The sequence below is a fragment of the Streptomyces sp. NPDC050704 genome (genome assembly GCF_040654355.1).
Taxonomy (GTDB): domain Bacteria; phylum Actinomycetota; class Actinomycetes; order Streptomycetales; family Streptomycetaceae; genus Streptomyces.
The window spans coordinates 22,849-35,057 of sequence record NZ_JBFAHW010000014.1; the positions used below are offsets into that span (position 1 = coordinate 22,849).

General features: G+C 73.2%; 9 protein-coding genes. 3 read left to right on the top strand and 6 right to left on the bottom strand.

The window, feature by feature from the left end; translation table 11 throughout:
* Positions 1–56 precede the first annotated feature (56 nt).
* Positions 57–3,368 (bottom strand): BTAD domain-containing putative transcriptional regulator, encoded by a 3,312-nt coding sequence (locus AB0I18_RS10455; RefSeq protein WP_363105010.1) that lies wholly within the window; start codon positions 3,366–3,368, stop codon positions 57–59.
* Positions 3,369–3,441: 73 nt separating this feature from the next.
* Positions 3,442–4,047: a dTDP-4-dehydrorhamnose 3,5-epimerase gene (gene rfbC, locus AB0I18_RS10460; protein WP_363105011.1), complete on the bottom strand. Its 606-nt coding sequence runs from the start codon at positions 4,045–4,047 to the stop codon at positions 3,442–3,444.
* 181 nt (positions 4,048–4,228) lie between these two features.
* Here rfbC and AB0I18_RS10465 point away from each other — a divergent pair, with 181 nt between their 5' ends.
* Positions 4,229–5,200: an NAD(P)-dependent oxidoreductase gene (locus AB0I18_RS10465; protein WP_363105012.1), complete on the top strand. Its 972-nt coding sequence runs from the start codon at positions 4,229–4,231 to the stop codon at positions 5,198–5,200.
* 84 nt (positions 5,201–5,284) lie between these two features.
* Positions 5,285–6,502, top strand: coding sequence for a nucleotide disphospho-sugar-binding domain-containing protein (locus AB0I18_RS10470; protein ID WP_363105013.1), 1,218 nt, complete (start codon positions 5,285–5,287; stop codon positions 6,500–6,502).
* 127 nt (positions 6,503–6,629) lie between these two features.
* On the opposite strand, the gene AB0I18_RS10475 is transcribed toward AB0I18_RS10470, so the two are convergent.
* From AB0I18_RS10475 to AB0I18_RS10485, 3 genes are read right to left on the bottom strand one after another with little or no spacing between them, the layout of a single operon-like run.
* A complete protein-coding gene (locus AB0I18_RS10475) occupies positions 6,630–7,685 on the bottom strand; it encodes a methyltransferase (protein WP_363105014.1) in 1,056 nt (351 codons plus the stop codon).
* Positions 7,678–8,847, bottom strand: a complete 1,170-nt coding sequence (locus AB0I18_RS10480; protein ID WP_363105015.1) for an acyl-CoA dehydrogenase family protein — start codon at positions 8,845–8,847, stop codon at positions 7,678–7,680. The genes AB0I18_RS10475 and AB0I18_RS10480 overlap by 8 nt, the downstream gene beginning before the upstream one ends.
* Before the next feature lie 31 nt (positions 8,848–8,878).
* Positions 8,879–10,180 (bottom strand): nucleotide disphospho-sugar-binding domain-containing protein, encoded by a 1,302-nt coding sequence (locus AB0I18_RS10485; protein ID WP_363105016.1) that lies wholly within the window; start codon positions 10,178–10,180, stop codon positions 8,879–8,881.
* 183 nt (positions 10,181–10,363) lie between these two features.
* Here AB0I18_RS10485 and AB0I18_RS10490 point away from each other — a divergent pair, with 183 nt between their 5' ends.
* Positions 10,364–11,125 carry an SDR family NAD(P)-dependent oxidoreductase gene (locus tag AB0I18_RS10490; protein ID WP_363105017.1) on the top strand — a complete coding sequence of 254 codons (762 nt, stop codon included), beginning with the start codon at positions 10,364–10,366 and terminating at the stop codon, positions 11,123–11,125.
* 25 nt (positions 11,126–11,150) lie between these two features.
* Here the strand turns inward: AB0I18_RS10490 and AB0I18_RS10495 are convergent, their stop codons facing one another.
* Entirely contained in the window at positions 11,151–12,185 is a 1,035-nt protein-coding gene (locus tag AB0I18_RS10495; protein ID WP_363105018.1) for a ketoacyl-ACP synthase III family protein, read from the bottom strand.
* Positions 12,186–12,209 lie beyond the last annotated feature (24 nt).

Genomic DNA, 12,209 nt, shown 5'->3' on the forward strand with positions numbered 1-12,209 from the left:
GGCCCTTCTGATGGATCTCCGCGGCGTCGCGACGCCCGGCACGCTCCCCCACTGCCTTAAGGGCGTGGGAGGTGCCCCACTCGCCGCACCTTCTCCCCCGGAGATCCGTCAGAAGGGCCCTGGCCGTCGGCGGCCGCCGACACGAGGAGCGCGAGCGCGGCACGCCGGCCCGTCCCGGTACCGCGACGGTGCGCGGCGGCGTACGCGTCCTCGCCCAGCAGGCGGCGGGCGGCCCCCGCGATACGGCTCGCGTCGGGGCCGGCGTCCCGGGGCGCTGTGCGCAGGACGGCCACGGTGCCCAGGGCATGCGCGGCCTGTTCCGGGCGGCCCTCGGCCAGCTCGACATCGGCGAGGAGTTCGGCCAGCCGGGCGGCGATGCCGGGCTCCGGGGCCGGCGGCAGCGCCGCGACCGCCTCGGTGAACCGCTGCCGCGCGATCAGCGGCCGGCCCTCGGCCGACGCCACCGAGCCGAGCGAGGCGAGCAGCAGGGCGCGCACCTGGTCGGGGCGCTGCCCGGTCGTGTCGAACTCGGCGAGGGCCCTTTCGAGGAGGCTCCGTGCCCGCTCCGGCTGCCCCGACCAGCGCGCGACGTCACCCAGCGCCTGGTGCGCGTAGGCGCGCTGCTCCCGCGCTCCGAGCTCGTCCGCCAGCTCCAGTGCCTCGTACAGCTCGGTCTCGGCCCGCACCAGGTCGCCCTCGTACGCCCGCTCGGTGGCCAACCGGACCATCAACAGCGGCTGGTCCTCCCGGTCACCGAGCTCGGCGACGAGCCGGAGCGCCTCCTCCAGCGCGGTGATCGCCGCTCGCCGATCACCGCGGGCACTCTGCGACTCGGCCGACGCCACCAGCACCTGTGCGATGCCCCACCGTTCGCCGATGCCGCGGAACGACTCCGCGGCGATCGCGTAGTCGGCCGCCGCCCGTTCGGCCTCGCCGAGCGTCATCTCGATCTGTCCGCGGTGCAGATGGGCGAGCGCGCGTACCCAGGGATCGGCGTCCTGGGAACGGCGTCTGACCGATTCCAGGATGGCGCCGTCCCCGCTCAGCATGCTCGCGATGGGCTCGAACAGACCGAGCGCCGGATGCGAGAAGGGCGTGCCCGCCTGCTCCATCTCGTCGATCAGCGCGCGGGCTTCGGCGATACGGGCCCGCAGGCTCCCGGACTCGCCGCCCTCCCCGGCCAGTTGGGGAACGGCGGTGACCAGAGCGAGGGCACGTGCCGACGGGGGTGCCTCCCCGGGGTCCAGCGCCAGGGCGCGCTCGGCCCAGTGCACGCCCTCCCTCCGGTAGCCGTGCAGGAACCAGTACCAGCCGAGCGCGGCGACCAGCCGAGTGGCGATCTCGCCCTCGGCATGCTCCACCGCCCAGTTCAGAGCGGCCGAGAACTCGTCGTGCTCACACGTCAGGTGCCGCAGCCAGGTGAGCTGGTCGTGCCGGCGCAACCGCGGTTCGGCGTCCTCCGCCACGGCGAGGAAGTACTCGGCGTGGCAGCGCAGTGTCGACTCCTGCCGGCCCATGGCCTCGAGTTTGGCCAGGGCGAACACACGCACCGTCTCCATCATGCGGTAACGCGGCTCACCGTCCACCTCGGTGACAGTGAGAAACGACTTGTCGACCAGCCCCGCGAGCGGTTCGAACACCTCGTGGCCGCGGAGCGGGGTCGTACCGGCGTCCGGCCGGCCGGCGGCCACCCGTTCCACCGCGCCGAGGAACGCACCGCTGCGGAACACCGAGAACCGTGCGGCCAGTTCGCGCTCGGCCGCGCTGAGCAGGTCCCAGCTCCAGTCGACGACGGCGTGCAGCGTCCGCTGGCGGGGCAGCGCCGTCCTGCTGCCCGCGGTGAGCAGGGCGAACCGGTCGTCCAGCCGGGAGCGGATCTGCTCCGGCGACATCGAGCGGAGCCGGGTCGCGGCCAGTTCGATGGCCAGCGGCAGGCCGTCCAGGGCCCGGCAGATGTCGAGTACCACTCCGACGTTCTCGTGGGTGACGCGGAACGACGGCCGGCCGGCCGCGGCCCGCTCGCCGAAGAGCCGGATCACCGGGCTGTCCAGAACGGCTTCGGCCGGCGCCGTCCGGTCCGGCAGGGGCAGCGGAAGCACCTGGATCAGCTGCTCGCCGACGATGCCCAGGGGTTCCCTGCTGGTCGCCAGGACCCGCACCTGCGGGCACCGGGCCAGCAGGCCGTCGACCAGTGCGGCGACACTGTCGATGACCTGCTCGCAGTTGTCCATCACCAGCAGCAGCCGCTTGTCCCGCAACACCTGGGTCAGCCGGTCGAGAGGACCGCTGGCGCCGGTGACAGGACCGGCGATCAGCCCGCCGGCGCGCAGTCCCAGCGTGGTGACGACGGTCTGGGGTACGTCCGAAGGGTCGGTCACCGAGGCCAGTTCGATCCACCAGACCCCGTCGGACATGTCCTCCGTCAACCGGGCCGCCGACTCCGCCGCGAGCCGTGTCTTGCCCGCTCCGCCCGCTCCCACGAGGGTGAGCAGTCTGGACCGCCCGAACAGCCGGCCGACCTCCGCCATCTCCTCCTCCCGGCCGACGAACCGGGTGACCTGGGCTCGCAGATTCGTCCGCGGGCGAGCCGTGGGAGCCGGGGCCGCCGTGCGCCGCCGCACCGGCCCGGTCTCGCCGCGCAGCACCGCCAGGTGAGCCTTGGCCAGCTCCGGCCCCGGATCGACACCCAGCTCATGAGCGAGTAGACGGCGGGCTTCCTCGTACGCGGCGAGAGCGTCGGCCTGCCGTCCGGCCGCGGACAGGGACCGCATGAGCTGGCCGCGCATGCGCTCCCTGAGCGGGTGAAGGGCCACCAGCGTCTCCAGTTCGGGCACCAGGTCGACACCGGCGCCCGTGGCCAGGTCGGCCTCGACGCGGTCCTCGGTGACGGCCAGCCTCAGCTCGACGAGACGGTTGCGGTGCAGGCGGGCGAACGCGGCTTCCCCGAAGTCCTCCAGAGCCTGCCCACGCCACAGGTCGAGGGCGGCGCGCAGGATCACCGACGCCTCGGCGTCGTCGTGGCCGAGCAGCGCCCGGCCACTCGCCGCCAGGTCCTCGAACCGCCGTGCGTCGAGGGCCTGCGGTGGGACGGCGAGTCGATAGGCGCGGGCCCGGGACTCCAGGAGACCCTCGGGAAGCGTCCGGCGCAGTCGCGAGACCAGCACCTGCAGGGCGTTCGGCGCACCCGCGGGCCGGTCGTCCTCGTCCCAGAGTTCGTCGATCAGCCGCTCACTGGGGACCGGCCTGCCACCCGCCAGGGCCAGCAGCACGATGAGTGCGCGCAGCCGGGTGCCCGGCACGCCGACCAGGGTGCCGTCCTCGGTCCGGACCTCGAGTTCGCCCAGGATGTCGATGCGTACGCTGCTCACCACAGACTGATTGTGCAGGCCGGTCCGGGCGCGAGGCACTCGCGGGGTCGTCCGGCCGGTTCGGCGGGGGAGATCAGACGGTCGTGCGCAGGCCCGCCTCCAGGGCGAGGCATTCCTCGTACGTGGGCAGCAGGCCCGCCGCGCCCGCCTCGGCGAGCGTCATCGCGGAGGCGTCCTTGTCCGACATGAGCGGCTGCTCGGTGAGGCCCCAGGGGATGCCGAGCTGCGGGTCGAGCGCGTTGATGTCCACCTGGCTGCCGGGGACGAACTCGGACGAGCAGAGGTAGCAGACGCACGCGTCGTCGGTCAGGGCGAGGAACCCGTGCCCGAGCCCTTCGGAGAGATAGACGGCGGCGCCCGACTCGGCGTCGAGCCGCGTCATGTCGTACATGCCGAACGTCGGGGAGCCCAGCCTGGTGTCGACCACGACGTCGAGCACCGCCCCGCGCACGCAGGTGACCACCTTCGCCTGGCCCGGTGGGGTGAGCGTGCCGTGGATGCCCCGGAGGGTGCCTCGCCGCGAGCTGGAGAAGTTGACCTGGGCCACCGGGAAGGGCCGCCCCGTCGCCTCGATCACCTGGCGGTGCCGGTGCAGCTCGAAGAACGACCCGCGGCGGTCGGACAGCTGATGCGGTGTGATCCGCCAGGCACGCGGCACCGCGAGTTCACGAACGTCCATAGTGCGCCGACCGTAGGCGGGCGCACTCGATTCTCGGTTGAGCCGACGCCGAGCGGCCCAGGACCACCGAGCGTGGACACAGGCTTGAAGCCGGGCCAGAAGCATGGTCCGCGCGCCGACGGCCGGCCACCGCACGGTGTGGCGGATCCGGGCGCACAGACAGCGGGTTGCGGAGGTCCCCATGTTCGGCAGCGCCGAAGAGCAGTACGTCACACCCGGCGAGTCGGATCGCGCCAGAGTGGTCGTGCTGGGCGGAACGGGTTTCGTCGGAAGGCACGTGTGTGCCGCGCTCCTGGGCGAGGGCGGCGACGTGGTCGCCGTGTCACGGCAGGCCGGCCCGGGCCGGCCCGGGCTGCGGCCGCTCGCGCTCGACCTGTGCCGCACCCCGCCCGGCGAACTCGCGCACGCGCTCACCCAGGGCCGGCCCACGGTGGTGGTGAACGCCGCCGGCGCGGTGTGGGCGGCCACCGAGCAGGAGATGGTCACCGCCAACACCGAACTGGTGCGGCGGGTGGTCGACGCGCTGCGCCGCGCCGTACGGCCGGTCCGGCTGATCCACCTCGGCTCGGTGAACGAGTACGCGCCGACGGGGCACGGGCAGCCGGTCGACGAACGGACGCCGACCCGGCCCACGACCGCGTACGGACGGACCAAGCTGCAGGGTACGGAGCTTGTCCTGCACGCGGCGCGGCGCGGCGACCTCGACGCGCTCGTCCTGCGCATGGCCAACGTCGCCGGGCCCGGTTCACCTCCCGCGAGCCTGCTCGGCAGGGTGGCCCACGAACTCCGGCTGGCCCATGTCGAGGGGCGGGCCGCCGAGATCCGTCTCACCCCGCTGCGCGCCGAGCGCGACTTCGTCGACGCCCGGGACGCGGCCACCGCGGTGCTCACCGCCGCCCGCTCCCGCGTGGGCGGGCGGGTCCTCAACATCGGCAGCGGAGAGGCCGTCGCCGTTCGCGCGCTGGTCGATCTGCTGATCAAGGTGAGCGGGGTGCCCGCCCATGTGGTCGAGGAACCGGTCGACGGCGCCGGGGGTGTCCGGCCGGAGCGGCTGGAAGTGGACATCCGGCTCGCCCGGGAGCTGCTCGGCTGGTCGCCGCGCCGCCGCCTGGAGGACGCCGTGTCCGACCTGTGGCGGGCTCTCGACGAGTGACGGAGGGCCGCACCGGACCGGGCGGCCGCCGTCGGCCGACCGCCCATGGGAACACCGACCGAACACCGACGAGAAAGAGGGCACATGCGCGTACTGTTCGCCACCTGGACGGGGTCCTCCCACCTGTTCCCACTGGTTCCGCTCGCCTGGGCCGCTCGGGCGGCCGGGCACGAGGTACGGATCGCGGCTCCGCCTTCCTGCACCGAGGCGATCACCGGGGCCGGTCTGACGGCGGTACCGGTGGGCCGGGACGTCTCGGGCGAGGAGATGGCCCGGCGTACCCAAGGGCTGAGCGCCTGGCTGGGCGAGACGGCGCCGTGGCCGCGGGACTGGGCGCGGTCGCCCGAGACGCTGGGGGGCGAGGTCGCCGCGGTGTACACCGCGCTGGCGGAGAAGCAGTTCGTGGTCGCCGACGCGCTGGTCGAGGACCTGCTCTCCTTCGCCAGGACCTGGCGCCCGGATGTGATCGTGCACGACACCGTCTGCTACGCGGCGACCGTGGTGGGCGCCGTGCTCCGAGTCCCCACCTTCAGCCACATGTTCGGCTCCCCGATGATCACCCGCAACGAACTGGAGGGCATGACAGGTGATCCGCTGCCGGGATACGCGGCCCTGTTCGAACGGTTCGGGGTGCAGCCCCCGCCGGGGCCCACGGGGTGGCTCGACCCCTGTCCGCCGGAACTGCGGTGGCCGGCGGCCGTGGAGCGCACGTCCGTCCGCTTCGTTCCCTACAACGGGAGCGGCGGCGTGGAGCCGGAGTGGTTGCGCGAGCCCCGGGACAGGCCTCGCGTCTGCCTCACCTGGGGCGTGACCGCCGCTCAGGTCCGCCCGGAGCGGATGCCGGTGGCCTTCGAACGCACCCTCAAGGTGCTCTCGGCGCTGGACGCGGAGATCGTCCTCGCTGTCAGCGCCGCCCACCGTGACCTGCTCGGCGAACTGCCGCCGGACACCCGCGTGGCCGAGTCCGTGCCGTTCAGCCTCCTGCTGCCCGGCTGCGACGCGCTGATCCACCACGGTGGTACGGGCACCGGGCTGACCGCGTTGGCGGCCGGAGTGCCGCAGCTCATGTTCCCCCTCGCGCCGGTACTGGCCGCGTTCGCCGAACGGGTGGACGCGGCGGGGGCGGGCGCCATGCTCGACCCCGCGGACAGCAGTGATGTGGAGGGCATCGAGGAGGCGTTGCGCACCCTGCTGTCCGAGGCCGGCCGAGCTCGCACCACCGCGGTCCGCACGGCGATGGAAGCCCTGCCGGCTCCGGCCGATGTGATTCCCCTCCTGGTGGAGGCGGCCGCCGCCCGCTGAACCCTCCGCGCCGCCCGGGTGTGCGCCTGGGCCGTTCCGGCCGGGTGTGCCCCGGGCCCGTCGTGCGGCCCGGGGCACACCCGGCGTCCGGCTGTCCGGCCACGCCCGGCTGTCCGGCCACGCCCGGCTATCCGGCCACGCACTCCAGTACGGTCCACTCCCCCGTCCCGGGCTCGTTGGCGAGCCGGAAACCCGTGGCCGCCAGCAGCCGCCGCCACTCCTGGAGATTGCGCTCCCGGCCGCCCATGACCACCATCATGTCGATGTCGAGGAACTTGGCCGGGTCCCAGGTGTTCATCGGCGCCACCACCTGCTCGAGAATCAGCAGCCGCCCACCGGAGTCGCCGACGGCCGCGCGGACCCTGCGCAGAATGGACTCCGCCGCGTCGTCGGGCCAGTCGTGCAGGACTGTCTTGAGTACGTAGGTGTCACAGCCGGTGGGCAGTTCGTCGGTGAAGAAGTCACCAGCGACGACGTCGACCCGGTCGGCCACCGAGTGCTCCCGGAGCAGACCGTGCGCCTCGGCCACCACGGACGGCCGGTCGAAGAGCACACCGGTCGCACCGGGATGCCGCTGGAGCAACGACGCCAGGAAGTAGCCGCGCCCGCCGCCGATGTCGGCGATCCGGAGAGGGCGGCCGAAGTCGTGGCGGTCCAGGTAGATCCGGCCGAGGCGGCGACTGATCCCGGTCATCGCCGCGTCGAAGGTGTGCAGCGCCTCCTCGTCCTGCTCCAGGTACTCCCAGAACGACATGCCGTACACGTGGTCGAAGCCCGGCTTACCGGTGCGCACGCTGTGCCCGACGCCGGTGAACGCGCGGTTGAACCGCTCCGAGCCGTCGAGCAGCACCGCGTCCCGGACGTTGTCGGGGAGGTCGGCGCGCAGCCCCTCGGCCAGTTCGGTCAGGGCGAACACCTCCGGCTCGGTCTCGTGGAACAGGCCGATCAGCACGGCGAACCGCAGGAGGCGGTAGAGCTGCGTGGCATCGCACCCGACCGCTTCGGCGATCTCCCGCACCGGCCGCGGCCCTCCGGTCAGCTGCCCGGCGACATCGAGTTCGGCCAGCGTGTGGATGACCGCGGTGAACCGCTGCCCGTTGGCCAGCAGCATCAGCCTCTCCCGGGCGGGCAGTTCCACACCGCCGACGGGCGTCAGAAGATCCACGGGGGTCGGTTCAGACATCCTGGTGCACTCCGTCCATGAGGTGGGTGGTGAAGACGCCGGCGGCGGGCCCGAACTGGAGGACCGCGTGGCCCGCCGCGCAGTTCACGTCCCGCCAGGCGCGCTGGACCGGGTCCGACATGGTCTGCGACCGTGCGCCCCCGATCCGGAAGAGCCGGTCGACGGCGGCGCCGAGCAGCTCCGCCGCGAACGCGAAGTCCCGTGGCGCGCGGGCACGTTCGAGCGCCCCGGCCGCTCCGCCGTCGGCGGCCGCGGCCGCCCGTTCGAGCAACAGCTGCGCGGCGTCGATCTCGGCCCCGGCGCGCGCCAGCGCCGTGTGGACCGCCGGATCGGCCCGCGTCGCCGTACCGGTGATCTCCGTCTTGACCGCCAGCCGTGCCGCCGACGAGCGCAGCGCACCGCGTGCCGCGCCGAGCACGGGCGCGACAAAGGTCAGGCCGTTGACGAGTTTGAACGGGATCCGCGGGCAGGACGCCTCCTCCGCCGCGGCTCCCGTCATCAACTCCGCCTGGGCGAAGGACAGATGACCGGGTACGAATACGTCGTCGAGGGCGACCGCGTTGCTTCCCGTGCCGCTCAGACCGACGTTGGTCCAGGTGTCCAGGACGCGGTAGTCCGCGCGGGGCACCATGAAGAACCGGTACTCCGGGCCGGGGGACATGGCTCCCAGCAGGGTCCAGGAGGCGTGGTCGACGCCGCTCGCGAAGGGCCATCGGCCGCTGAGCCGGTGGCCGCCGTCGACGGCCGTCACCTCGCCGGCCGGTGCGATGGACCCCGCGAAGAGGTCGTCGGGGCCCCGGCCCCAGACCGCCTGCCGCCCCTTCTCCGGCAGATGGGAGACCATCCGGCCGAGGATGGCGTGCACCGCCGCGTTCCAGGCGGTCGACGCACAGCTCTCCCCGACCTCGGCGACGGCTTCGAGGAGTGCCGTGAAGGAACCTTCCGTGCCGCCCCAACGGGCGGGTACGAGATGGCGTGCGAAGCCCGCGTCCCGCAGCGCCGTGACGACCTCGGCGGGCAGTCGGCGCTCCGCCTCGGTCCGCTCGGCCCAGCGTGCCGCGACGGCACGGAGTTCGGCCGTGCGGGGTGCGGCCGTGCGGGGTGCGGCCGTGCGGGGTTCGGTACTTCCCTCCGGGGTGACGGTGTTGGCGGTGGTGGTCATCTGAGTCCTCTCGCGGACGGGCCGGCGACAGTCACTTGGCTTTCCTGCGGGGCGTGCCGGTGACGACGGTCGGCCGATCTCCCCGCCCGGGCGTGCCGAGGGTGCCGGACGCCGCCAGCTCCTCCAGCCGCGGTACGAGATCGGCGGGGGTCGGCTGGGCGAGCAGTTCGCCGCGCAGTTCCGCCGCGCCGCGGGCGTACGCGCCGTCGTCGAGGAGGTCCAGCAGCGCCGAGCGCAGCGCCTTGGTGCCGGCCCGCGGATCAGCCGTCAGTTCGGTGCGTACCAGATGACGTGCGGCGCCCAGTTGCTCCAGGCGGTCGCCGGTCATCATCTGTTCGGGGCGCGGCGAGACGATCAGCTGCGGGGTTCCGGACCAGACGGAGGTCATCGTGGTCCCGCCGCCGCCCTGATGGACCACCGCCGCACAGGACGGCAGCAGCAGATTGAGCGGGAGCGCCTCGACGACGCGGATGCGCGCGGCACCGGTGTCCAGGCGTTCGCGCTGCGCGGCCGAGAGCGCGAACACGACTTCGGCATCCAGACCGGACACCGCCTCGACGACCTGGTCGAAGACGTCGGGGTCGCCGTCCGACTGAATACGTCCCGTCGTGATGCCCCAGGTGACACAGACGCGCCGGCGTCCGACGGGTGCGAGCAGCCAGTCCGGGCTGCCGCCGGGGCCGTTGTACGGCACATAGCGCGAGGTGAGCCGGGGCTCGGAAGAGGGGAGCCCCATACGAGGCGGGCACGGGTCGAGCCACACGTCCGGTTCGGGTTTCGGGGCCACTCCGAACCGCTCGAAGAGGGCCACGAAGTCCGGTGCGAGCTCCCCGGTGAACGGATCCCGCTGGTGCCGCGGGATCGCGATGTTGCCCCACAGCGTCGCCGCGGTCGGTACGCCGAGCACGGCGCCCGCCACGAGGCCGGCGAAGGTGACCGCGTCGTGCACGACGAGGTCGGGCCGCCAGGCCCGCGCGAAGTCCACCACCCCGTCCACCATGGCCGAGGCCATGGCGGTCTGCTTGTGTCCGAGTGCGGCGTACATCTCGCGCTGTGCGCGGCTGAGCAGTTCGGGCCTGTCGTACCAGTCGGACGTCCAACGCTGCTGGTGATGCCAGGAGTTGAGGGCGGGTGCCGTGGACATGCCGACGAGGTCGGCGTCGTCGCGGACGGTCACCGGGCACAGGCCGGCCCGGCCCACGGCGTCGGTCAGGGCGGGGCCGACGGCGACTCGGACCTCGTGGCCCGCGGCCTGCAGGGCCCAGCCGAACGGCACCATGGGGAACAGATGTGACGGCCATGCCCACGTGGTGAGCAGTATGCGCAAGATCATCACCTCGGTGTGAGGGGTCGCGGTGGGCTGCCGCGATGATTTCCGCACGGACTCGACGTACGGCTGAGGAACGGTCGAGGGCCCCGCTCCTCTTCGAACCAGGTTCGAGACACGGTCGCCATGCTGCGTACGCCGTCGTGCATGCGTGGCCGACGGGGTGTGACGACTGAGGAGAGCCTGCGGATGGACATGGGACTGCGTGATCGGACCGTGCTGGTGACCGGTGGGAGCAGGGGGATCGGGCTCGCGGTGGCACGGGCGTACTCCGCCGAGGGCGCTCGGGTCGCGCTCACCTACCGGTCGGACGAGGAGGCGGGTGCGCTCGCCGCGGCCGGGCTGGGCGCGGCCGACGACCGCGCCTGTCATCTGCGGTACGCGCTCGACGAGCCCGGCTCGGCGGAGGCCGTCGTCGACGAGGTGTGTGCCCGGTGGGGCGGGATCGACGTCCTGGTGGCCAACGCCCTGGTACGCCCGCGCCGCCGGACTCCGGACGAGCGGTTCGAGGACCTGTCGCCGGCCGAATGGGAGCCCCTGCTGCACGGAAACGTCGCCGGGACGGTGCGCACCACACAGCTGGCCCTGGCCCTGATGCGCAAGCGGGGCTGGGGGCGCATCGTCCTCGTCTCCTCGCATGTCGCGGTGGACGGCAAGCCGCGCCAGGAGATCTACGGAGCCGCGAAGATGGCACTGCACGGGCTGATGCGCAGCATGGCGTGGGACGCGGGCCGCGACGGTGTCCTGGTCAATGTGGTCAGCCCCGGGCTGACACTGACGGAGGGCGTCCGCACCGCGCTGCCCGACGACGTGCGGGAGGAGGAGCGCAGGATGACACCGACGGGCCGGCTGAGCCATCCCGAGGAGATCGCGGCCGCGGTGACCTTCCTCGGCTCCGCGGCCAACGGCAACATCTCGGGCGAGGTCCTCACCGTGGCGGGCGGCCGCTGACCGGCGGCCCGTCCGGCGCCGCGGCTCAGTGGCCGGGCATCCGGAGGATCTCCACCACCGCCGCGGTGCAGGTGTAGCCGGCACCGCCGCCGAACAGCAGGACCCGGTCGCCCGGTGAGACGAGGGCGTTCTCGGTGAGGTGCGCGAGCCCCGCGAACTGGTCGCCCGCACCGACGTGGCCGGTGGTGCGCCCGTACGCCCAGGACGTGCGCTCGTCCGGCAGGCCGAGCAGGTGGTGCAGCTCGTGGCCGGTGCCCCGCCGGGAGACCGGGATGACCGCATGGGCGATGCCGTCGATGCTCGTGCCGGCGTCCTCCAGGGCCCGCGTCTTCGCGGCCACCAGCAGGTCGATGTAGCGGTGGGTGAGGTCCGGCAGGGCGGCGAGCTCCGCGCCACGGACCGTCCGCGCGCCCAGATCGACCGCCGACGACGGCTCGACCGGGTGCGGGACGAACGGCTCGTCGCCCCGGGCCAGTATCTCCAGCGAGTTGTCCACGCCGGTTGCCGTGGACAGCACCCGGGCGAAACCGTCGCGCGTGGACAGCACCAGTGCCGCGGCGCCGTCGCCGTACATCGTCACGTCGACGCTGTTCCAGCGGTCGACCCGCGGCCCGGCGAATCGGTCACCGGTGGTGAGGAGGGCGGCGTGTCCGTCGCCGATGCCCGCCCCGAGGTACGAGGCCGCCAGCTCGATCGCTCCCATGCCGCCGTTGCAGCGCTGCGCCAGACCGAAGGCGGGCACCTGGCGTCCGACGGCCTCATGGGCGATGTAACTGGCCGCGGGCCACATGTCGACGCCCTGGAACCACAGGGAGCTGTGCAGCACCAGGGCCACGTCCCCGGGGTCGGTGTTCCCGCGGCCGAGCGCCTCGCGGGCCGCGCGCACCGCCATCCGGGGCGGGGCGTCCTCCTCGGAGTCGGACGCCACCGTGACCGAGACGATCCCGCGCAGCTTGCCGCGCTCCGGAGCCAGCAGACCGTCGGAGACCGCGTCCTCGGCGGCGGCGAGGGGCGGCAGCCAAGCTGCCACGCCGGACACGAACAGGTTTTCCCAACGCATGGAGACCTCTTCCGTTTCGGATGT

What these genes read in the sequence shown, in the direction of transcription:
- rfbC (WP_363105011.1), bottom strand. Translation starts at nt 4,047, where the DNA reads ATGGACGTTCGTGAACTCGCGGTGCCGCGTGCCTGGCGGATCACACCG.
- AB0I18_RS10465 (WP_363105012.1), top strand. Translation starts at nt 4,229, where the DNA reads ATGTTCGGCAGCGCCGAAGAGCAGTACGTCACACCCGGCGAGTCGGAT.
- AB0I18_RS10470 (WP_363105013.1), top strand. Translation starts at nt 5,285, where the DNA reads ATGCGCGTACTGTTCGCCACCTGGACGGGGTCCTCCCACCTGTTCCCA.
- AB0I18_RS10475 (WP_363105014.1), bottom strand. Translation starts at nt 7,685, where the DNA reads ATGTCTGAACCGACCCCCGTGGATCTTCTGACGCCCGTCGGCGGTGTG.
- AB0I18_RS10480 (WP_363105015.1), bottom strand. Translation starts at nt 8,847, where the DNA reads ATGACCACCACCGCCAACACCGTCACCCCGGAGGGAAGTACCGAACCC.
- AB0I18_RS10485 (WP_363105016.1), bottom strand. Translation starts at nt 10,180, where the DNA reads ATGATCTTGCGCATACTGCTCACCACGTGGGCATGGCCGTCACATCTG.
- AB0I18_RS10490 (WP_363105017.1), top strand. Translation starts at nt 10,364, where the DNA reads ATGGACATGGGACTGCGTGATCGGACCGTGCTGGTGACCGGTGGGAGC.
- AB0I18_RS10495 (WP_363105018.1), bottom strand. Translation starts at nt 12,185, where the DNA reads ATGCGTTGGGAAAACCTGTTCGTGTCCGGCGTGGCAGCTTGGCTGCCG.